Raw genomic sequence first — 21,904 nt, 5'->3', positions numbered from 1 at the left:
GACGGAGTGGCCGCCGACGGGACCTCTGGGCTGGGTGGCCAAAGGGGCCGAGAGCCGGACTACCGCTCCTGGTCTGTCTCTTCGGTGGTGCCAGTAGTGGTGCTGTTCGTGGGGTCGCCCTCGACCTGGTCCGTTTCGGGACCGGCGGCCGTGCCCACGGCCTTCTTCAGGGCCTGGGCGACGGCAGTGAACTCGGCCAGAGCGCTTTCCAGTTCATCCACGATCTCCTGAGCGATCACGTCCGGAGGCGCGAGCGGGGCGGAGGAAGCGGAGGCGGACTGAAGAACCGTCAGGTCGAGGTTGACCTTGTCGCGTGCGATCAACTCATCGTACTCATAAGGCTGGAAGCACTCACTGGGCTTTCGGGTCGAGTAGTCCTTGCCTCCGGAGTGGAAGGCGGCGACGAAGTCGTCGAGGTGCTCGCGGCGCAGGGCGCGCTGCTTGAGGGTGAAGCTCTGGTCGGTGCGGAAGTCGTAGACCCAGAGCTGCTTGGTGGCGGGCTTGCCGCCGGGACGGGGCGGGACCTTGTCGAAGAACAGGACGTTCGCCTTGACGCCGTTGGCATAGAAAATGCCGGTGGGCAGCCGCAGCAGCGTGTGGACATTGGTGAGCTCCAGCATGCGGCGGCGGATCTCCACACCGGCGCCGCCCTCGAACAGGACGTTGTCCGGCAGGACGAGCGCGGCCCGGCCGTTCGTCTTCAGCAGGGTGTAGATGTGCTGGACGAAGTTGAGCTGCTTGTTGGTGGTCTGCGTCCAGAAGTCCTTACGGGCGGTGTAGGCCTCGCCGGTCACCGATCCCACGCCGAAGGGCGGGTTGGCGAGCACGATGTCGTAGAACTTGTGGGGCGACTTCGCAAGGGAGTCCTGGACCGTGATGAGGGGGCGGCCCTCGGAGGTGCCGATGCCATGCAGAAGCATGTTCATCAGCGCCAGCCGGGCGGTCTCCCGGACCAGTTCGTACCCGGTGATGGCGCCCGTCTGGAGCTTGCGGGCCTGGTCGCCGTAGAGCTCGTCCTCGTAGCGCTCGGCGATGTGGGCGTGCGCGGCGATGAGGAAGCCGCCGGTGCCGCAGGCGGGGTCGGTGACCGACTCACCGGGCTTGGGCTGCACGCAGTCGACCATGGCGTCGATGAGCGGGCGGGGGGTGAAGTACTGGCCGGCTCCGGTCTTGCGGTCCTCGGCACCGCGCTGGAGGAGGCCTTCGTAGGCGTCGCCCTTGAGGTCCTGGTTCGCGCGGGTCCAGGTGTGGGGGTCGATCAGGTCCTTGACCAGCCGGTCCAGGACGGCCGGTTCGTGGATCTTGTTCTGCGCCTTGGTGAAGACCTCGCCGAGCATGGTGCCGCCCTTGCGGCCGAGCTCCCGCAAAATGTGCTCGTAGTGCTCCAAGAGGTCCTCGGCCGACCGGCTGGTGAGGCTGGGCCAGTCCAGGCCCTCGGGGACGAGCGCCTCCTCGGGCTCATTCCTACGAAACCTCGCCGGGCGCTTGGCACGCTCGTCGGCCATCTTCAGGAAGAGGAGGTAGGTCAGCTGCTCGACGTAGTCGAGGGTGGAGACGCCGGAGTGCCGGAGCAGCTCGCAGTACGACCAGAGCCGGTTGACGAGTGTCGAGGTCGTCTCTCCGGCGGACCGGCGGGGAGACGTGGCGCTGTTCACTGGAGCGGGGGTGGTGCTCATGAGGGCAGTTCTTCCTGACCGGGCGGGGTGGAACGGGGCTTGCGTGCGGTGCGCTTACGGGGAGGCTTCGCCTTCTGCTCAGCGCGAATCCGGTCGAGCAGTACTGATGCCGGTTCGTCGGCAGGGTCCTGAGGGACGAGGGCACCGGTGAAGGCTGCGCGGAGGAGGGAGGCGCGGAGATTGGTACTTCTGTTCCGGGCATCGTTGATCGAGGACAGGATGGGCTCCAGGGACGCTTCCTGCCGGGCCACCCAATCTACCTCGTGTATTCAGCTACGAGGGCCGTCCGTCAGTGATGTGACGCCCTGATAGCGGAAGGGTGCCCCTGACCTGCGATGATCTGAACTTCCTAGATCAAGAACGTCGCAGAGTGGGGGCACCCAACAGGTGCAGGCTACCGAATGGGATCGTCGGCTCGTTGTGCGGGCCGACGGCAAGAACCTGGTCGGGCATGCGGGCGTGGTGCTGCTGCACCGGATCGCGGACCGGGTCGGGCTGACCCGCGCCCTGGCCGCCGCGCTGCCCCGCGGCGTCGGGCCGGGGTGGCGGGATCGCGGGATGGCCCTGGTCCAGCTGGCCTGCGCGATCGTCCTCGGCGCGAGGAATGTCCTGCAGGCCGAGCAACTGCAGCAGCACTGGAGGCCGTTCTTCCCCCGTCCGGTCTCGGACAGCACCCTGTGGCGCACGCTGGAAGCCATCGACGGCCCTGTCGGAGCCCGGGTGGAGCGCGTGCGCGCCGTGATACGGCGTGGGGTGTGGACGCTGCTCGCCCTGCGGCCCGGTGGGTTCCCGTGGATCTCGGTATGCGGGCGCACGCTCACCAACTGGTACGTCCTGGATCTCGATGCCACCTTGGTGACCTGCACCAGCAAGAAGGACGGCGCGGCCGGCACGTTCAAGGGCGGCTACGGACATCACCCGCTGGGCGCCTGGCTGGCCAATACCCGCGAGTGCGTGACCATGCTGCTACGGCCGGGCAACGCGGCGTCCAACGACGTCGCCGACCACAAGACGGTGCTGGCCGCCGCGCTGCGGCAACTCCCGCTGCCGCTGTGGTCGAAGCTGCTGGTGAGGATCGACGGCGCGGCCTTCAGCCACGGCCTCCTTGAGCATCTGCAGGCGCTGACCACCAGCCGCCGCCGAGTGCGCTGGGTGACCGGCTGGGCCATCAATACCGCCGACGAGGCCGCGATCGCACTGCTGCCCGCGGACGTGTGGAACGACGCGCTGCGGCAGGACGGCGAGGTCCACGAGATCAAGGGCCCGGACGGACAGAAGGTCACCTACCAGGTCGCCGAGCTGACCGGGGTGCGCGACCTGAGCGGCTGGCCCGAGGGGATGCGGCTGATCGTGCGCCGGGTCAAGCCCTCGCGCCGCGATCTGAAGAAGCTGACCGCGTTCGAGCAGCGCACCGGCTGGCGTTACCAGATCGTCGCCACGAACATCCCCGCCCACCAGGGGCTTTCCGGGGTGTCCGGCTCCGGGCAGGTGTGGTTCGTCGATGCTCTCTACCGTGATCATGCCGAGGTCGAGGATCGTGTCAAGGCGATCAAGCGGATCGGCCTCGGGCTGCTGCCCTCGAAGTCCTGGCAGCTGAACGCCGCCTGGGTGCTGGCTGCCACTATCGCCGCGGACCTCGACGCATGGACCAGGCTCCTTCTCCTGCATGACGAGCCCGAACTCGCCGCCGCCGAACCGGAGACGATCCGCAGGAGGCTCTACCACCTGCCCGCCCGGCTCACCGCCCACGCACGCAGACGCACCCTCCACCTCGACCGCACCTGGCCCTGGGCGCCGGCGTTCGCCACCGCCTGGCAGCGGGCCACCCAGCTTCCGGCCCACACCTGACGGTCGGCCCCGCCCCGACGACAGCGGAGAGGAGAGGACCCGCAGCACCCTCGGGCCCGTGGAACCCGACGCCCCGCAGCGTCACGCGACGGCCCGTCCTCGAACGGCAGGGGACATTACGGGCAAACCGCCGAACCGACCGACGTCACACCGCAAGTGAAGAATCGAGGTCTATGGCTTCCTTCTGGCGCGGCAAGGAAGGCAACGGAAACTCCACGTTCTCGATCGTCGCCTGATCAATCTTCGGCATCGACCCTGACAGCCCACGGGCATTCTGGCGCAAATAGAAAAGGACCCGGCTCGTACGCAAGACCAAAGCTACATAATCAGGCAAAGACTGGTCACGCTGCACCCGCACGCGAATGAGGAGGTCGGGATAGATCGCCCAGTTTTCAGCCCCTCGGTAGATAGCTGACGTCCCGACCAACTCGGCCGAGTTCGACCGCTGGATGAAAATATCCTGGTCCTCCAGCCAGAGGTTCTTCGCCTTCTTTGGATCTGCGCCGGTAATCTTGGTGAACTGGTCGCTGAAGTCGTCTCGGGTGACTGCGGTCAGGGTGAGGGTGCGAATTCCAGCCCCACTATTGGTCGCCTTCGCCGAGACACCGTTGCGCAGCGGTTCACGCAACACTGACTCCAGCTTCACCACTGGGGCGTCAGAAAGCTGCTCAATTGCACCGTCCGCGATACTTGCGTGGAGGTCGACCGCACGCTCGACCGCGAGCGAAACAGCCCGCTCGCCAGCCTCTATGTGGGCCACCTGGCGTCCGACCTCGGCAACGATCCGCAATTGTTCCTCAAGAGGCGGCACAGGGATCTCGAGCGATTCAAGGTAGGGGCGAGGCACACGCCGTTGACCCACAGCGCCAGACATATGCTGTTCAGCAACCATTCGCACCGAGCGCTGCATAAGATAGTGCATCAAGTATTCGGGAAGGACGGCCCCCCGACTGCGAAGAACGTGAAATTCGGTGCTACCGAGAGCTCGACCACCAGCCAGCGCCTGCGCCTGCACAATCTTCCCGTTCTCCATGCACGGCGTAATCTTCGCGAAGAGAACATCGTTCTCCTGGAAGCGAGTCAGGGATTTCCTCTTGAAGTCTCCGTACCGCACCTGCATCGAGGCATCCAGGCGCCCCGTCCCGGCCTCGACCATTGCCATGGGGACCTGAGAGATCAGCTCATCGTCTTCGGGCTCCTCGTCGAAGCCGCGAGGATTGACGTCACACAGCTCGGCAACCGTCGCCCGCACCCACCCCGCCGGAAGCTCCCCCGAAGCCCCCTCGGCCCCATCCCCCGCAGCCGCACTCAGCCCCAGCGTCACGCGCCCAGCTCCCTGTCCAGTTCGTCGAGGATTTCTTCCGCCCTCGTCTCGCCGAACTCCGCGAGGAAGCCGTCCGTGCCGTTCCGCTTGATGAACGGGGCGTAGTCGAGGTCGGCGGTGTCGAAGCGTACATGCTTGACCGTGGCGGTGGCGATGTGGTCGAGCCACCAGCGCTCGTTGTCGGTGAAGGTCACACCGGCCTGCTCCTGCCTCGCCAGCCACCCCGCGTACCGCTCCCGTACCGCCTCCCCGTGCGGGCGTGGCCGGTCCGCGCCGTTCTCCGCGCCGCCATCGAGTTCGTACCGGAGCAGGGCAAGCAGATCGACCGCCGTCCGGGCGCCGGAGCGGTCGGCCGTCACGGCCTCGCCCACCTTCTCGTAGGAACGCCACAGCCGGTCCGCCGTCCAGGCGCGCGGCGGGCGGGCCACGGACCGCGCGAGGTCCTTGAGGCGCCGCAATGCCTCGCGCGGCGGGACCTGTGATCCGGCGGCGAAGGCGAGGGAGAGCGCCGCGATCTCGTCCCGGTGCTCGTCCACGTACACCTTCCAGTCACGGACGGTGACCCGGGCCGTCGACTCGTCCTCCGCGACCGCGCCGGCGGAAACAAGGGCGTCGCGGCTGGTCTCGTCGTACAGGATGTCCTTCGCGCGGCGCATCTCCAGCAGCCGTTTGCGGAGCGGCGGGTTGGACGCCAGTGGCTGCAGGGCACGGACCACCGCAGCCCTGACGGCCTCGTCCGGGTCGAGCCCGAGCCGTTCCGCGGCTTCCCGGATCTTGGCCTGCTCGTCGACGGCGACGGCCTTGACCATGTTGTGCACGACGGTCTTCAGCGGAACGCCCTCGCTGAGGGTCTCGATCTCCGCCCGTTCCTCGTCCGTCATCTGGAGATCGAGCTTGGCGAGACGCGAGGCCAAAGTGGAGACGTGCGCGTCCTCCACGAGACCCCGCGCGGTGAGACGCAGGAGCTTTTCGAGGTTGAGGTCCTTCTCCGTGTGCTGCTCCAGCGGACCCGCGTCCACCTTCTCCTTGCGGGTCACCCCCACCGCGTCGACGATCACGAAGTGCGTCTTGGGGCCGACGCCCGGCGTGACCCGCTCGAACTCGGTCAGCGACAGGGTTCGGGCGCCCCGGCCCTTCATCTGCTCGAAGTAGGCCCAACTGTTGACGTCCCGTAGGAACAGCAGGCACTCCAGCGGCTTGACGTCCGTCCCCGTCGCGATCATGTCGACGGTGACCGCGATGCGCAGTTGCGGCAGGTTACGGAAGGCGGAGAGACGTTCGGCGGGTTTCCTCGCCGCGTGGGTGATCTTCGCGCAGAAGTCGTCACCCTTGCCGAAGACGTCCCGGACGACCTCGACGATCTCCTCGGCGTGGTTGTCGTTCTTGGCGAAGATGAGCGTCTTGGGGACGTACATCTCGTCCCACAGCAGTTCGCCGGTCTGCCGGTCGCGTTTGGCGCGCTCGGGGAAGATCTCGCTGAACAGGCGCTCCCGGAAGGTGCGGATCACCGTGCGCAGCTGATCCTTGCTGATCACGCCGACGCCGACTTCCTTGGCGCCGTAGATGACGTCCTCGTCGAAGTCCTCGTAGCGCTGTCGCCGGGTGCGCCGGTCGCGGACGGGGATGATGCCGCGGGCGATGGCGCCGCCCTCCCCCGTTATCCGGGTGAGGATCTCGTACACCTGGAAGTCGACGTTGACGCCGTCGGCGACCGCCTCCTGGTAGGTGTACTCGCTGACCAGGTTGCCGTTGAAGTAGCCGAAGGTCTGGGCGACGGGTGTCGCGGTCAGGCCGACGATCGGCGCGTCGAAGTACTCCAGGACGGAACGCCACTTGCCATAGATGGAGCGGTGGCACTCGTCGACGACGATCAGGTCGAAGGACTCCGGCGGGATGTTCGCGTGGTAGCCGACGGAGATGTCCGCGGCCACGTCGTAGGAGTGGTCCTCCTCGCCCTCCGCCGAGTCCGGTCGCGGGGGCACGCTCGCGCCCGTGAGCTCCATGTAGAGGCGCTGCACGGTGGAGACGACGACCTTCGCGGACGGATTCATGCCCTCGGCACCGAGGCGCTGCACGTTGTACAGGTCGGCGAAGGTGCGGTTGGTGTCGGGGGTGACGAAGTTCTCGAACTCGGTCTGCGCCTGGGCGCCCAGGTTGTTGCGGTCCACCAGGAACAGCACACGCTCCGCCTGGGCGTGCTTGAGCATCCGGTAGGCGAACGTGACGGCCGTGTACGTCTTGCCTGCTCCGGTCGCCATCTGCACCAGGGAGCGTGACTGACCAGTGCCCTGCTGACCCTTGCCCAACGCGACGGACTTCTCGACCTCGCGCACCGCCTTGATCTGGGCGGGACGGAGCGGGCGTTCGTCGAGGTCAGGCATCCGGTAGCGCAACCGGGCCCGGTAGGACGGGGCTTGCGGGTCCTGCTCCGCCTGACGGATCCACCGGGCCAGGGTGCGGGGCTGGTGGAAGGAGAAGATGCGCCGGGTGCGGGAATCCGGGTCGAGGGCGTTACGGAACCGGGTCTCACCGCCGTCCGAGACATAGCGGAAGGGGAGGGGTGTGCGCCAGGCGATCAGGCGCTGTTGTGCGTCCGTGGGGTGGTCCGCGTACCGGTCGGCCTGTTCCTGGGCGGCGGTGAGGTCGGCGCCCTCCCGCTTGGCCTCGATCACGCCGACCAGTTTGCGCTCCACGTACAGGGCATAGTCGGCGCGGCCGGTCGCGGTGGTCACCTCACGGACGGCGACGCCACTGCCCCGTCGGTCGCCCTGCACGTACAGGTTGAGGTCGGCGCCCGCGTCCTGGACGCTCCAGCCCGCCTCGGTGAGCATCTCGTCCAGGCGTACGCGCACCTGGGCCTCGGTGAGCGGCTCGCGGGCGGCCTGCTCTGCGTTGTCCAGCAGCCGGGCGCGTTCGGCCACTGCTTCGGATGCGGCAGCCGGGCTGGTGGCCCGTGCGTACAGCAGGCGGTCGTCGTCGGCGGACTGTGTCTGCTGGAGGGCCGCGAGCCGGTCGCGCATGGCCTCGACCTGGCGGGCCAGCTCCTCGCGCTCGGCGGTGGCAGCGGCCAGCTCCTGCTCGGCGGCGGTGCGTGCGGTTTGCTCGGCCTGCGCCTGGCTCGCCTGGCCCGCGTAGCTGAGGCGTGCCTCCTGAAGGGCACGACGCGACTCGGCCACCTGCGCGCGCAGCGCACGGTTCTCGGCGGCCGGCGTGCGGTCCGGGTCCGGCGGGACGAAGGTCCGCTGGTCCCGGGAGGCGGTGAGCAGCCGGTAGTACCAGACGCCCAGGCGGTGGCAGGTCCGCAGCGCCCGGAACGCGTCGTCGGGGTCGTCGTAGCCGTCGTGACTGGCCTTGTTGCCCAGCACTCGGACCTCGTGAAAGGCGTTTTTCACGTTGCCGTGCAGGTAGCCCTCTCGGTCCAGAGCCGCCAGCCGCTCGATCTGCTTGCTGCCCGCGTACTGGACCCGGCCCCGGAGAACGAGGTCAGCGGCGAGGGCCTCGCCGAACTGGCGGGACTTGATGAGCGAGGTGTTCGGGTCAGTGAAGACGTAGGCCTCGGCCGCAGTGCCGTAGGCGACGAGCAGCGCCAGATGGTCGTACAGGAATCCGAAGTTGCGGGAATTCCGGGCGAGTTCGGCAAGTCCGGGATCCGGCGTCCGTGCCGCGCCGTCTGCACTCATCGGGTGAGTACGCTCTCTGATAGCTGTCCGCCCCGAGTCCGTGGTCCGGTTCGTCGAGGGCTCCTGAGGATCTTTGAGCCTAGTGGCCGTCGGCCCGTCAGGCCACGCCTTTACGCACGGGCTTCCTCTGTCACTGCCTTCGCCGGCAGTCCATATGAACCCCTGCGTCCCCCGGAATCCCGTGCCCACGGCCCACCCTGGCGTGCACCTGGCCGCAGTGAGCGGGGAGGCACGGACAGAGGACAACGACGGGGGACCGGGAGACGGCGAGGGGGTGGAGTCCCGGACCCGGCCAGTCGGCCGGGTCCGGGACTCCACCCCCGTCCCGCGCGTCAGACTGTGCCGGTCACGCCTCCCGGGCGCCCGCGTACATCTCGTCGATCAGGTGCTTGTACTCGCGCTCCACCACCGGGCGCTTCAGCTTCAGGCTCGGGGTGATCTCGCCGTGTTCGATGTCGAGGTCGCGGGGCAGGACGCGGAACTTCTTGATGGTCTGCCAGCGTTGGAGGCCCTCGTTGAGCTGCTTGACGTAGCCGTCGACCATCTCGACCGTGGCGGGCGCGGCGACGATCTCCGCGTACGGCTTGCCCTCCAGGCCGTTCTCCTGCGCCCAGGCCGCGAGGGCCACCTCGTCGAGGGCGATGAGGGCGGTGCAGTAGTTCCGGTCGGCGCCGTGCACCAGGATGTTGGAGACGTACGGGCACACCGCCTTGAACTGTCCCTCGACCTCGGCGGGCGAGATGTACTTGCCGCTGGAGGTCTTGATGAGGTCCTTCTTGCGGTCGGTGATCCGCAGGTAGCCGTCGGGCGACAGCTCGCCGATGTCACCGGTGTGGAACCAGCCGTCGGACTCCAGGACCTCGGCGGTCTTCTCGGGCAGCCCGTGGTAGCCCTCCATGATGCCGGGGCCGCGCAGCAGGATCTCGCCGTCGTCGGCGACGCGCACCTCGGTGCCGGGCAGCGGCTTGCCGACGGTGCCGGTGCGGTAGGCCTCGCCGGGGTTCACGAAGGAGGCTGCGGAGGACTCGGTGAGTCCGTAGCCCTCCAGGATGTGGATCCCGGCGCCGGCGAAGAAGTAGCCGATGTCGGGCGCGAGGGCCGCCGAACCGGAGACGCAGGCGCGCAGGTTGCCGCCGAACGCGTCGCGGATCTTGGCGTAGACCAGCTTGTCGGCGACGTTGTGCTTGGCGGTGAGGCCGAAGGGGGCACTGGCGGTGCCGGTGCGGCGGAAGTTGTCCTGGGTGACCTTGGCATACTCGCGGGATACGCCCGCGGCCCACTGGAAGATCTTGTACTTGGCTCCGCCGCCGGCCCGCGCCTTGGCGGCGACCCCGTTGTAGACCTTCTCGAAGATGCGCGGGACGGCCGCCATGTAGGTCGGCTGCACCACCGGCAGGTTCTCGATGATCTTGTCGACACGACCGTCGACGGCGGTGACGTGGCCGACCTCGATCTGGCCCGAGGTGAGCACCTTGCCGAAGACGTGCGCGAGCGGCAGCCACAGGTACTGCACGTCGTCCGCGTGCACGAGGCCCGTCGCGGCGATCGCTTTCGCCATGTACGCCCAGTTGTCGTGCGGCAGGCGGACGCCCTTGGGGCGGCCGGTGGTGCCCGAGGTGTAGATGAGGGTGGCCAGCTGGTCCTTGGTGATCGCGGCGACCCGCTCCTTGACCAGCCCGGCGTCCCTCTCCAGCCGGGCCGTGCCGCGGCGTTCCAGCTCGGCGAGACTGATCACCCAGTCGTCCGTCTCGACGCCGGCCGCGTCGATGACCACGACGTGGCCGAGGTGGGGCAGCTCGGCGCGCTTCGCCGCGACCTTGTCCACCTGCTCGGCGTTCTCCGCGATCAGCACCCGGCTGTCGGAGTCCGACAGGATGTACGCGGACTCCTCGATGTTCGTCTGCGGGTAGACCGTGGTGGTGGCGGCGCCCGCGCACATGATGCCGAGGTCGGCGAGGACCCATTCGACCCGGGTGGCGGACGCGAGCGCCACCCGTTCCTCCGGGTTCACGCCCAGCTCGATCAGGCCGGCCGCGATGGCGTTGACCCGTTCGGCGGCCTCGGCCCAGGTGAGGCACTTCCAGTCGTCGGGTCCCCCGCCCGAGGCGGGCGGGACGGGATAGCGGTACGCCTCGGCGTCCGGTGTGGCGGCGACACGCTCCAGGAAGAGGGTCGCCACGCTCGGCGGCCGGTTCTCGATCAAAGTCTGTGTGTCGCTCAAGACATCCTCCGGGACCCGCGACGGTGCGGCTGGCTCAGATGCGGCTGGTGTACGGCTGACATGCGGGTGGTGTTCGGCCGGTTACGCTGTCGTACCCTTGTTTAACTCGCGAGTAACCGTCGAGCAGGGACAGAGTAAAGGCCCACCGGCGGCTGCGTAAGGGGCCACGGCCTGTCACTTCGTACAGGAAATCCCCTGACGGGCGGACGACGAACCCGCCGGGGAGCCGCTGCGGACCCGGCGCGAACGCGCCGAGGCCCGTCGTGCGCGCGCACGACGGGCCTCGCTCCGCCCCGGGCTCTCCGGCGGGCGCTCCCCCGGCCGCCTCCGGTGACCCGCGGTTACTTCTTGGCCTTGCCCGACCCCGCGTTCTCGTCGCTGGAGAGGACGGCGATGAAGGCCTCCTGCGGGACCTCCACGGAGCCCACCATCTTCATCCGCTTCTTGCCCTCCTTCTGCTTCTCCAGCAGCTTGCGCTTGCGCGAGATGTCACCGCCGTAGCACTTGGCGAGGACGTCCTTGCGGATGGCGCGGATGGTCTCGCGGGCGATCACCCGGGAGCCGATGGCGGCCTGCACCGGCACCTCGAAGGCCTGCCGCGGGATCAGCTCCTTGAGCCTGGCGACGAGCCGCACACCATAGGCGTACGCCTGGTCCTTGTGAGTGATCGCGGAGAACGCGTCCACCTTGTCGCCGTGCAGCAGGATGTCGACCTTCACCAGGCTGGAGGTCTGCTCGCCGGTGGGCTCGTAGTCGAGGGAGGCGTAGCCGCGGGTCTTGGACTTCAGCTGGTCGAAGAAGTCGAAGACGATCTCGGCGAGCGGGAGGGTGTAGCGGATCTCCACCCGGTCCTCGGAGAGGTAGTCCATACCGAGCAGGACACCGCGCCGGGTCTGGCACAGCTCCATGATCGAGCCGATGAACTCGCTGGGCGCCAGGAGGGTGGCACGCACGACCGGCTCGTACACCTCGGCGATCTTCCCCTCGGGGAACTCGCTCGGGTTGGTGACGATGTGCTCGGTGCCGTCCTCCATGTCCACGCGGTAGACGACGTTCGGCGCGGTGGCGATCAGGTCGAGCCCGAACTCACGCTCGAGGCGCTCGCGGATCACGTCGAGGTGCAGCAGGCCGAGGAAGCCGACGCGGAAGCCGAAGCCGAGGGCGGCGGAGGTCTCCGGCTCGTAGACCAGGGCGGCGTCGTTGAGCTGGAGCTTGTCCAGCGCCTCGCGCAGCTCGGGGTAGTCGGAACCGTCCAGCGGGTACAGGCCCGAGAACACCATGGGCTTGGGGTCCTTGTAGCCGCCGAGCGCCTCCTCGGCCCCCTTGTGCTGGCTGGTGACGGTGTCCCCGACCTTCGACTGGCGGACGTCCTTCACACCGGTGATGAGGTAGCCCACCTCGCCGACGCCGAGGCCGTCGGCGGGCAGCATCTCCGGCGAGTTGGTACCGATCTCCAGCAGCTCGTGTGTCGCGCCCGTGGACATCATCCGGATGCGCTCACGCTTGTTGAGCTGGCCGTCGATGACCCTGACGTACGTCACGACACCGCGGTAGGAGTCGTACACCGAGTCGAAGATCATCGCACGGGCCGGGGCGTTCTCGACGCCGACCGGGGCGGGGACGTCGGCGACCACCCTGTCCAGCAGCGCCTCGACACCGAGACCGGTCTTCGCGGACACCTTCAGCACGTCGTCGGGCTCGCAGCCGACCAGGTTGGCGAGCTCCTCGGCGAACTTCTCGGGCTGTGCGGCCGGCAGGTCGATCTTGTTGAGCGCCGGGATGATCGTGAGGTCGTTCTCCATCGCCAGGTACAGGTTGGCGAGGGTCTGGGCCTCGATGCCCTGCGCGGCGTCCACCAGGAGGACCGTGCCCTCGCAGGCGGCGAGCGACCGCGACACCTCGTAGGTGAAGTCGACGTGCCCCGGCGTGTCGATCATGTTGAGGATGCGCGTGCTGCCCTTGTCGTCCGTGGGCGCCCACGGCAGCCTCACCGCCTGGGACTTGATCGTGATGCCGCGTTCACGCTCGATGTCCATGCGGTCGAGGTACTGGGCGCGCATCTGCCGCTGATCGACCACACCGGTCAGCTGGAGCATCCGGTCGGCGAGCGTGGACTTGCCGTGGTCGATGTGCGCGATGATGCAGAAGTTGCGGATCAGAGCCGGGTCGGTACGGCTCGGCTCGGGCACGTGGCTGGGGGTCGCGGGCACGCAGGGTCCTGATTCTTGAGGCGTCCGCAGTGTCTGCGGTCTCGGGTCGGATCGGATCGATACGTAGCTTCCATGGTCCCACGGGCGGGGGGCGTGGTGCCCCGGGTGGGGACCGGGGGTCCGGCCGGGGCCCGTACCGGCACCCGGCCTGGGCCGGGTTTGGGCCGTCCGCCGGGCCGCTGGTAACGTGGGGCGTTGCGTCTCCTGCCCTCCCGGCGTGGGGCGCATCTCAAGAAATTCACCGGTACGGGACCCGTGCGGCCCCGTACCAGAACCTGTAGAGGCTCCTTCGTGGCGAACATCAAGTCCCAGATCAAGCGGAACAAGACCAACGAGAAGGCCCGGCTGCGCAACAAGGCCGTCAAGTCCTCTCTGAAGACCGCGATCCGCAAGGCTCGTGAGGCCGCCGTCGCAGGCGACGCCGAGAAGGCCACCGCGTACCAGCGCGCTGCCGCGCGTCAGCTCGACAAGGCCGTCTCCAAGGGCGTCATCCACAAGAACCAGGCCGCCAACAAGAAGTCGGCGCTGGCTCTGAAGGTCGCGTCCCTCAAGGGCTGAACCACTCGCTGATCTGACCGGATCTGATCCGACCGCCGGAAGGACCCCGGGCGGGCCCTCTCTCTCCGCCCCCGACCGGCAACCCCGAGCCTGTACGCGGCCTGCGTTCGCCACGCGGGTACGGGCTCCGAGCGTGACCGAGGACCCCGCTTCGTCCGCCCTTCCCCGGGCGTGCGGCGGGGTCCTCGGCTTGTCACGGGGCAGGATGCCCGAGGGCGACGGCAGGACCTACGCCCGGCCCCTCGACCTGGCCGCGCGTGCGATGGTGACGACCGCCTTCTCCAGGGCGTACCCCGGGTCCTCCCCGCCGCCCTTGACACCGGCGTCCGCCTCGGCCACCGCCCGCAGGGCGACGGACACGCCGTCGGGGGTCCAGCCCCGCATCTGCTGACGCACCCGGTCGATCTTCCACGGCGGCATGCCCAGCTCCCGTGCCAGATCGGCCGGTCTGCCGCCGCGCGCCGACGACAGCTTCCCGATCGCCCGGACGCCCTGGGCCAGCGCACTGGTGATCAGCACCGGCGCCACCCCCGTCGACAGCGACCAGCGCAACGCCTCCAGCGCCTCCGCCGCCCGTCCCTCGACCGCGCGGTCGGCGACCGTGAAACTCGACGCCTCGGCCCGCCCGGTGTAGTAACGGCCGACGACCGCCTCGTCGATCGTGCCCTCGATGTCCGCCGCCAGCTGGGAGACCGCGGCCGCCAGCTCCCGCAGATCACTGCCGATGGCGTCGACGAGCGCCTGGCACGCCTCCGGTGTGGCCGATCTCCCGGTGGTCCGGAACTCGCTCCGCACGAAGGCCAGCCGGTCCGCCGGCTTCGTCATCTTCGGGCAGGCCACCTCCCGCGCCCCGGCCTTGCGCGCCGCGTCGAGCAGGCCCTTGCCCCTGGCTCCGCCGGCGTGCAGCAGGACGAGCGTGATCTCCTCGGCGGGCGCCCCGAGATACGACTTCACGTCCTTGACGGTGTCGGCCGACAGGTCCTGCGCATTGCGTACGACCACGACTTTGCGCTCGGCGAAGAGCGAGGGGCTGGTCAGCTCGGCGAGGGTGCCGGGCTGGAGCTGGTCCGGGGTGAGGTCGCGTACGTCCGTGTCGGCGTCGGAGGCCTTCGCAGCGGCCACCACCTCCTGCACGGCACGGTCGAGCAGAAGGTCCTCCTGGCCCACGGCGAGCGTCACCGGGGCGAGAGGGTCGTCTTGAGCTGTCTTCCTGGCCATCTCGACAAGCATCCCACGCACCACTGACACCGATACGTGTTCCCTGGCCTCCGGGATCCCGGAGGCCAGGACGTCAGGACGTCAGGACGTCAGGACGTCAGGACGTCAGGGTTCCTCGCGCCAGCCCTCCCACTCCGCCGCGAACTCGTCCAGTGCGCCGGGGTCCAGCCGTTGCCTCTCGTCGTGCAGGACGACGAGCCACTGGGCGTCCTCCGCGTCGTCCTCGCCGGCCAGGGCGTCCCGTACGAGCTGCGGTTCCTCGTCGACGCCGAACCGCTCACCCAGCTCCTCCGCCACCGCTTCCGCGGCCTCGCGGTCGGGCAGCACCAGCACATGTCTCACATCGCTCACGTCGGCCATTAAAGACCCGGCCGGTCGCGCTCAGCCGGCCCGGTGGGGATTTCTCACTGTCGGCACCTGGGCGAGGCGGATTCCGAACCGGTCCCGGTAGAACGCGAGCACCTCCCCGTCGGTCTTCAACTCCCGCTCCTCACGCGTGCCGTCCGCCGCCGTCGTGGTGACCCGGCGGCCGCTGAGGGTGATCCTCCCTCCCTCCTCGGTGACCCGTGAGCAGACGGGTGATCCTCCCTCCCTCCTCGGTGACCCGTGAGCAGACGGGTGAGCGGGTGAAATGCGACTGCGGCGAGGTGCTGTGCCACCACGCCCCGGTCACGAAGTCGCCGAGCGCCTTCGGGCGCTGCTCCAGCCGGTACACCCGCTTCCCGTCCTTCAGCACGTCCAGGTCCGTGCTCGGGTCGGCGTCATGACCGCCGCGCGTCCCGGCCGCGTCCGGCTCCGCCCCGGTGATGCGGAACGTACCCCCGGGGTCCTCCTGGTCTCCCCGCTCCCCGAACGCCTGCGGCAGCAGGAAGTGCGCGTCGAACCCGACGTCGGCCAGCCGGTCGTCCCCGTCCGGGGTCCGTACGCGCAGGGCGAGATGGTCGTACGGGATGCCGAGCCGTCCTCCGTCGTCGTACACCCGCGCGGCGAGCAGGGTGACCTCGTACCCGAGGGCGGTGAGCAAGGTGCCGAAGGCTCCGTTGAGTTCGTAACAGAAGCCGCCCCGGTGGCCGCTCACCACTTTGTCCCTCAGTCGTCTCCCGTCGAGCACGATCTCCTCACCGAGGTGGACCGAGAGGTTCTCGAAGGGCACGGTCCGCAGATGGCGCAGGTGCAGTTCGCGCAGCGCGTCGGCGGTGGGCCGGGCCGGTCGCTCCATGCCCAGCCGCCGCAGATAGGCATCGACCGCCGCCGCGTCCGGGCCGGCGTCGGCCCACGTACCCGCGTCCGGGCTCGGGTACGCTCCCTCGTCCGTGTCCACGCGCGTGCGGTCGTGCATGTGCTCGTGCATGTGCTCGTGCGCGGCTTCCCTCATGCCTTCAGTGTCGCGCCACCCGCAGCTCTCCGCCCCCGTTCTTCCCACCGAGCACGGCGATCGACCCGCCCCGGTCCGTCCGCAGCACCGCGGCCCCGGTCTCCCGCAGCGCGGCGACCGTGCCCGGGGCCGGATGTCCGTACGGGTTGTCGCGGCCCGCGGAGATCAGCGCCAGCCGGGGCGCCAACCGGCGTACGAGGCCCGGATCCTGATACGCCGAGCCGTGATGGGCGACCTTGAGGACGTCGACGTCCGCCAGTCGGCCCGCCCCGGGCGATCTCGCCAGGGCCTGCTGGGCCGGCGGTTCCATGTCCCCGAGCAGCAGCAGGCGCAGCCCCGCCGTGCGGACGAGCATGGCCACACTGGCGTCGTTCGGCCCCTCCGGGGCCGGGGCCGGCCAAGTGCCGACCGGGTGAACGGTGTTCGGTGGCGGTGGCCACACCACCTCCCAGGACAGCTCCCCCGTGCGCCGCCGCTCCCCCGCGACGGCCCGCGTCACCGGCAGGTGCCGGTCCGCCGCGAGTCTTTGGACGAACCGGGCCTGCCCGGCGGGTTCCTCCAGTCCCGTGGCCGCGATGCCGCCCACCGACCGTCCGCGCAGGACGCCGGGCAGGCCCGCCACATGGTCGGCGTGGAAGTGGGTCAGCACGACCAGCGGGACCCGGGTGATGCCGAGGGAGCGCAGACAGCGGTCCACCAGGACCGGGTCCGGACCGGCGTCCACGACCACGCCGGTGTCCTGGCCCGCAGCCAGCACCATCGCGTCGCCCTGCCCCACGTCGCACATCACCATCCGCCAGTCCGGTGGCGGCCAGCCCGTGACCGCACGGGTCAGCAGTGGCGGCTGCACCACCAGCAGCACCAGGAGCAGGGCGCAGGCCCCGCACCACCAAGGGTGCCGCAGCAGTCTCCGGCCGACCGGCAGGAGGACCAGGGTGAGCGCCCCGAGCAGCGCTGCCCCGGGCCAGCCGCCCGGCCAGTCGACCCCGGCGCCGGGCAGCGCCGCCCCGGTCCGGGCGATCTGCGCGATCCACTCCACGGGCCAACTCGCGCACCAGGCCAGCGCCTTCGCCACCGGTAACGCCGGCAGGGCGGTGGCCAGGGCCAGGAAGCCCAGCACGGTGGCCGGGGCGAGCGCGAACTCGGCGAGGAGGTTGCACGGCACCGCCACCAGGCTCACCCGCGCCGACAGCACGACGACCACCGGCGCGCACACCGCCTGCGCGGCACCCGCAGCGGCCAGCGCCTCCGCGAGCCGTGGCGGCACCCCGCGCCGTCGCAGCCCGGCGCTCCAGCGCGGCGCGAGCGTGAGCAGGGCGCCGGTGGCCAGCACGGAGAGCAGGAAGCCGTAACTGCGGGCCAGCCACGGGTCGTAGAGCACCAGGAGCAGGACGGCGGTCGCCAGTGCCGGGATCAGGGACCGGCGGCGGCCGGTGGCGAGCGCGAGCAGCGCGACGGATCCGCAGGCGGCGGCCCGCAGCACGCTCGGATCGGGCCGGCACACGACGACGAAGGCGAGCGAGACCGCCCCGCCGAGCAGCGCGGTCGTGCGCAGCGAGAGACCGAGGCGGGACGCGAGACCGCGGCGTTCGGCGTACTGCGCCAGCCCCGGCGGGCCGAGGAGCAGGGCGAGGAGGATCGTGAAGTTCGCACCGGATACCGCCAAGGTGTGCGTCAGGTCGGTCTCTTCGAACGCCTCTTCCAGTTCCGGGGTGACACGGGAGGTGTCGCCCACGACCAGTCCCGGCAGCAGGGCTCGCGCGTCCGCCGGCAGGCCGTCGGTCGCCGCCCGTAGTCCGGCGCGCAGCCGTCCGGCCAGCCGCTGCGGTGCCGAGGGCTCTCCCACCGTGTGCGGCCCGGCCTCGTCCCTGACCCGCAGCACGGCCGCGAACCGGTCACCACCCGCTGTCGCCGGCGCGAGCCGGCCCTCGACCCGCAGCCGGGTGGACGGCAGCAGCCCGAGCCACGGCGTGTGCTCCCGCGCATCCCCCGCCCGCGCCTGTCCGCCGTCCCGCGGGCCCGACCGGGCCGAACGCGCGTCGACCATCATCAGCACCGGGACCCGGGTCACGACCGCCGCGCCGTCCCCCTCCCGCTCCACCCGCCGCGCATCTCCCTCGACGAGCACCGCTGTCGGAGCCACGTGGCCGGCGCCGGCCCGGGGCCGGGTGAGCCGGGGATCGGCGGTGACCTCGACCTCGGCCGTGACCGAGGCGTACGCCCGCGCCAGCTCCGGCACCGGGCCCCGCCGCAGATCGGCGCCGTGCAGGCCTGCCGATCCGGCGGCAGCGGCGACGCACAGGAGCACCGCGGCTCCGGAAACCCGCGACCGGCCTTGTCCGCGTGCGTGTCCGGCTCCCGCACGTCCCTGCCCCGCAGGTCGTGGCTCCGTCCGGCGGTTTCGCCGTGCGAGGAGGACCGCGGCCAGGAGCAGAGAGATGACCACCGTGCCCGTCACCAGGCCGGGCGGGGCGTGCAGCATCACCGCCGCCGTGGCCCAGGCCGCCAGCGCGGGTGGTACGAGCCGCAGGTCGGCAGGTCCCTCCTGCCGGGGGTGGGACGCCCCGAGCCGCTTCCCCGAGGCAGCGTGCACGGACAGCCGGGCGGGCGGGTCACCGGGAGCGGGGGGCGCCGTATCCGTCCGCCCCGGGGCCATCCGCCCGGGGTGCCTCAGGTCCGGGGGCGTCAGGTCCGTCCGGCTGTTCACGGCCGTACGAGGTTCTTCAGGTCCGCGAAGCGGCGGTCGCCGATGCCGTTCACTTCCCGCAGTTCGTCCACCGAGCGGAAACCGCCGTTGCGGGTACGGTAGTCGAGAATGTGCCGGGCCAGTACGGGGCCGACCCCCGGAAGGCCGTCCAGTTGATCCAGCGTCGCGGTGTTGAGGGACACCGGTGTCGCGGGCCCGGCGCCCGGCGCCACCCCGGCCGGACCGCCCGCCGCCGGTGCCTGGCCGGCCCCCGCCCCCGTCGGCGGCGGGCCGCCGACGATCACCTGCTCCCCGTCCACGAGGAACCGGGCACGGTTGAGCCCGTCGGTCCTGGTCCCGGGCCGTACTCCGCCCGCCGCCCGCAGCGCGTCCGCGACCCGTGAGCCGGCCGGGAGACGGTGAACGCCCGGGTCGCGGACCTTGCCGCCGACGTCGACCACGATCTCGGGCAGCGCCGTGCCCGCCATGGCCGTACCGGAGCCCGCACTCGTGCCGGGGGCCTCGCCGACGGCCCCCGCCGAGGTGACCGGCGTGCTTCCCGCTCCGTCCCCGGCCCGGGGCACGGCCGCTCCCACCACCTCCGGCGCCCGCACGGGCTGGGTCCGCCCGGCCCAGAAGTGCTGCGCGGCGAACCCCACCGCCAGCACGAGCAGCACCGACAGCGCGACCACGCTCCGCCGTTCCAGCCCGCACCGCGTCCGCACCCACAACGGCAACCGCTCCCGCAGCGCGAGCACCGTCCGGCCGACCGGCCGCCGCTCCCCCGGCGACACCGGGTCCGAGGCGGCCGGCTCCGGAACCTCCTCCCAGGTCCCCGCCTCCCCTCCGTCCACATCGCCACGGGCTGCGGCCGGGCCCCTCCCGGATCGCGCTACCGACTCGTCCTCACCACCCACGGCCCAGGTCGGCACACGCCGGGTCCGCCCGACGCCTCCGACGCCCCGAGTGCCGGGCCCTGTTCCCTCCCCGAACAGCGCCTCCGCCCGGCGCACGAGCTCCTCCGCCGAGGCGTCCCGGTCCCGGCCGCCCCGGAGCCGGTGCCCGCGCCGGGTCTCCCGACCACCGGGCCTCAGCCCCGGCCCCGGCCCTCTTGCGGTACCGGCAGTGGTCGGCCGGCGGTGCCGGGCCCGTCCGTCGGACGCGGGCGCGCGCCCCGGGCCGCTGGTCGCCGCGGCCGAACGCGACGGTGGATGCGAACGTGATCGAAGTGCCATGCCGGGAGGATCGGGCATCCCGCCGCCTCCGCGATGATCTTGCTCAATTCCGGTGGATCACTTCCCGGTTGTGGACAACTCCGTCACCCGTACGGCCCCGGCGCGGTCCCGCCGCCGCCTCGTCGGGCCGAGACCACGACCCCCAGCAGGCCCGGTCCCGTGTGCGCCCCGATCACCGCGCCGACCTCGCTGACGTGCAGCTCGGTCAGTCCGGGCACCCGCACCTTCAGCCGGTCCGCGAGAGCCGAGGCACGCTCCGGGGCGGTGAGGTGGTGGACGGCGATGTCGACCTCGGCGCCGCCCGCCCGCTCGGCCGCGATCTCCTCCAGGCGGGCGATGGCCTTCGACGCCGTGCGCACCTTCTCCAGGGGTTCGATGCGGCCGCCGGCCAGTTGGAGCAGCGGCTTGACGGCGAGCGCCGACCCCAGCAGGGCCTGCGCGGCCCCGATGCGTCCGCCCCGGCGCAGATAGTCCAGGGTGTCGACGTAGAAGTAGGCGGCGGTGCCCGCCGCCCGTTTCTCCGCAGCCGTGACGGCGTCGTCCACGGTGCCGCCCGCCTCCGCGGCCTCCGCCGCCGCGAGCGCGCAGAATCCGAGCGCCATGGCGATCATGCCGGTGTCCACCACCCGCACCGGCACCGGCGCCTCGCGGGCCGCGACGACCGCCGCGTCGTAGGTGCCGGAGAGTTCGGCGGAGAGGTGGAGGGAGACGATGCCGGCGGCGCCGGCCTCGGCTGCCCGGCGGTAGGTCGCGGCGAAGACCTCGGGGCCGGGCCGGGACGTCGTCACCGGCCGCCGCTTCTGGAGCGCCTGGGCGAGGGAGCGGGTGGAGAACTCGGTGCCCTCTTCGAGCGCGCGGTCGCCGAGGACCACGGTCAGGGGGACCGCCGTGATGCCGTGCCGCTCCATCGTCCGGGCCGGAAGGTAGGCCGTTGAATCGGTGACGATAGCGACATGGCGGGACATGAGCTGGAGGTTACCTGGCGTACCGCCCCCTGGGCAGCCCGGCCCCGCGGGCCAAACGCAGCCGGGGCCGGATCACCGCGTCAGGACAGTGCGCCCGGTCAGGTGGTGCTCTCGGGGCGGGGCTTCTTCTGCCAGGGGTACGTGGGACGGGGCGCGGCCGGTGCGATCGAGGGCTGCGCCGGCTCGGGCGCGGGCTCCCGCACGGCCTCGGACCGCGACGGCTCCGGCCTGGTCCGATCCGCCGCCGGGGCGCTGTGGGCGGACCCGGACGCGGGCGCGGACCCGGGCGCGGACTGCGGGTCGGTGGCCGTCCAGTGCCGCAGGGCGCCGGTCTCCATGTCGATCTGGGTGCTGAGCGAGTCGAGGTCGTCCTCCGCGAAGTGGCGGGCGCGGTCACGGGCCGCCCAGCGCAGGGAGTCGGCCGACCGTACGATGCGGTTGGTGCGCTCGCGCAGCTCGGGCAGCCGCTTGGCGAGGGTGCCGCGGTCCGGTTCGGACTCCAGGCGCCTGAGTTCGGCGTCCAGTTCGTGCCCGTGTGCGTTGAGCCGCTCGAAGAGGCCGAGGGACTCCTTGAGGGACTGGTCCTCCGACATGCCGGACTGCAGCGCGTCCTGGGTGGCGCGCATGGACGTCCGCAGCTTCAGCCTGAGTTGGGCGATCTCACCGACCGGGCCGGGCTGGGCGAAGGACTTGACCCTCAGGGTGTGGTCCTCGACCGTGCGTCGGGCCTGCGTGATGTGGTGGTCCGCGCTGCGCCTGGCGGCGCCGACGGCCTTCACCGTGGCGTACACGCCCAGCGTGACAAAGAGCACGAAGAGCAGGGCCAGCACTGCGATCACTGCTTCCACGAGACTCCTCCTCCAAGGCCCTGGGGCCACCCGTCACACGCACTGCGCCGTTCTTCAACG

13 protein-coding genes and 1 pseudogene are annotated in these 21,904 nt (G+C 70.7%); 2 read left to right on the top strand and 12 right to left on the bottom strand.

Going from position 1 to position 21,904, the window contains the following annotated elements:
• Nucleotides 1-59 precede the first annotated feature (59 nt).
• Nucleotides 60-1,676 carry a type I restriction-modification system subunit M gene (locus HUV60_RS23125; protein WP_257849138.1) on the bottom strand — a complete coding sequence of 539 codons (1,617 nt, stop codon included), beginning with the start codon at nucleotides 1,674-1,676 and terminating at the stop codon, nucleotides 60-62.
• A gap of 387 nt (nucleotides 1,677-2,063) precedes the next feature.
• On the opposite strand from HUV60_RS23125, the gene HUV60_RS23120 reads away from it, so the two are divergent.
• On the top strand, nucleotides 2,064-3,524 hold the full coding sequence (locus HUV60_RS23120) for an IS1380 family transposase (RefSeq protein ID WP_257847758.1): 1,461 nt from the start codon (nucleotides 2,064-2,066) through the stop codon (nucleotides 3,522-3,524).
• Nucleotides 3,525-3,669: 145 nt separating this feature from the next.
• On the opposite strand, the gene HUV60_RS23115 is transcribed toward HUV60_RS23120, so the two are convergent.
• From HUV60_RS23115 to lepA, 4 genes are all read right to left on the bottom strand, one after another.
• Nucleotides 3,670-4,848 carry a restriction endonuclease subunit S gene (locus HUV60_RS23115; RefSeq protein WP_257849137.1) on the bottom strand — a complete coding sequence of 393 codons (1,179 nt, stop codon included), beginning with the start codon at nucleotides 4,846-4,848 and terminating at the stop codon, nucleotides 3,670-3,672.
• Entirely contained in the window at nucleotides 4,845-8,528 is a 3,684-nt protein-coding gene (locus HUV60_RS23110; RefSeq protein ID WP_257849136.1) for a DEAD/DEAH box helicase family protein, read from the bottom strand. Before HUV60_RS23110 ends, HUV60_RS23115 begins: the two co-directional genes overlap by 4 nt.
• A gap of 346 nt (nucleotides 8,529-8,874) precedes the next feature.
• A complete protein-coding gene (locus HUV60_RS23105) occupies nucleotides 8,875-10,749 on the bottom strand; it encodes an AMP-dependent synthetase/ligase (RefSeq protein WP_257849135.1) in 1,875 nt (624 codons plus the stop codon).
• A 341-nt stretch (nucleotides 10,750-11,090) separates the two neighbouring features.
• Complete coding sequence (gene lepA / locus HUV60_RS23100; protein ID WP_257849133.1) at nucleotides 11,091-12,959, bottom strand: translation elongation factor 4; 1,869 nt, start codon at nucleotides 12,957-12,959, stop codon at nucleotides 11,091-11,093.
• Nucleotides 12,960-13,250: 291 nt separating this feature from the next.
• Here lepA and rpsT point away from each other — a divergent pair, with 291 nt between their 5' ends.
• Nucleotides 13,251-13,517 carry a 30S ribosomal protein S20 gene (rpsT, locus tag HUV60_RS23095; RefSeq protein WP_257849132.1) on the top strand — a complete coding sequence of 89 codons (267 nt, stop codon included), beginning with the start codon at nucleotides 13,251-13,253 and terminating at the stop codon, nucleotides 13,515-13,517.
• 228 nt (nucleotides 13,518-13,745) lie between these two features.
• On the opposite strand, the gene holA is transcribed toward rpsT, so the two are convergent.
• The 7 genes and pseudogenes from holA to HUV60_RS23060 form a co-directional block, all read right to left on the bottom strand.
• Nucleotides 13,746-14,735, bottom strand: a complete 990-nt coding sequence (gene holA, locus HUV60_RS23090; protein WP_257849131.1) for a DNA polymerase III subunit delta — start codon at nucleotides 14,733-14,735, stop codon at nucleotides 13,746-13,748.
• 105 nt (nucleotides 14,736-14,840) lie between these two features.
• Entirely contained in the window at nucleotides 14,841-15,086 is a 246-nt protein-coding gene (locus HUV60_RS23085; RefSeq protein WP_257849130.1) for a hypothetical protein, read from the bottom strand.
• Nucleotides 15,087-15,116: 30 nt separating this feature from the next.
• Nucleotides 15,117-15,954, bottom strand: a pseudogene (locus HUV60_RS23080) (arylamine N-acetyltransferase family protein).
• Between the two features lie 160 nt (nucleotides 15,955-16,114).
• On the bottom strand, nucleotides 16,115-18,766 hold the full coding sequence (locus HUV60_RS23075; protein WP_257850221.1) for a ComEC/Rec2 family competence protein: 2,652 nt from the start codon (nucleotides 18,764-18,766) through the stop codon (nucleotides 16,115-16,117).
• A 47-nt stretch (nucleotides 18,767-18,813) separates the two neighbouring features.
• Nucleotides 18,814-20,031, bottom strand: a complete 1,218-nt coding sequence (locus HUV60_RS23070; RefSeq protein WP_257849129.1) for a ComEA family DNA-binding protein — start codon at nucleotides 20,029-20,031, stop codon at nucleotides 18,814-18,816.
• 83 nt (nucleotides 20,032-20,114) lie between these two features.
• Nucleotides 20,115-20,996 (bottom strand): DegV family protein, encoded by an 882-nt coding sequence (locus HUV60_RS23065; protein WP_257849127.1) that lies wholly within the window; start codon nucleotides 20,994-20,996, stop codon nucleotides 20,115-20,117.
• Between the two features lie 98 nt (nucleotides 20,997-21,094).
• A complete protein-coding gene (locus HUV60_RS23060; RefSeq protein ID WP_257849126.1) occupies nucleotides 21,095-21,844 on the bottom strand; it encodes a hypothetical protein in 750 nt (249 codons plus the stop codon).
• Nucleotides 21,845-21,904: the final 60 nt, after the last annotated feature.

This window comes from Streptomyces sp. KMM 9044, assembly GCF_024701375.2.
Classification (GTDB): Bacteria; Actinomycetota; Actinomycetes; order Streptomycetales; family Streptomycetaceae; genus Streptomyces.
This window is presented reverse-complemented; position numbering and strand designations above follow the sequence as displayed.

Excerpts from the sequence above, each read along its gene's own strand:
- HUV60_RS23125 (WP_257849138.1), bottom strand. The coding sequence starts at position 1,676 with ATGAGCACCACCCCCGCTCCAGTGAACAGCGCCACGTCTCCCCGCCGG.
- HUV60_RS23110 (WP_257849136.1), bottom strand. The coding sequence starts at position 8,528 with ATGAGTGCAGACGGCGCGGCACGGACGCCGGATCCCGGACTTGCCGAA.
- holA (WP_257849131.1), bottom strand. The coding sequence starts at position 14,735 with ATGGCCAGGAAGACAGCTCAAGACGACCCTCTCGCCCCGGTGACGCTC.
- HUV60_RS23075 (WP_257850221.1), bottom strand. The coding sequence starts at position 18,766 with ATGGCCCCGGGGCGGACGGATACGGCGCCCCCCGCTCCCGGTGACCCG.
- HUV60_RS23070 (WP_257849129.1), bottom strand. The coding sequence starts at position 20,031 with ATGGCACTTCGATCACGTTCGCATCCACCGTCGCGTTCGGCCGCGGCG.
- HUV60_RS23065 (WP_257849127.1), bottom strand. The coding sequence starts at position 20,996 with ATGTCCCGCCATGTCGCTATCGTCACCGATTCAACGGCCTACCTTCCG.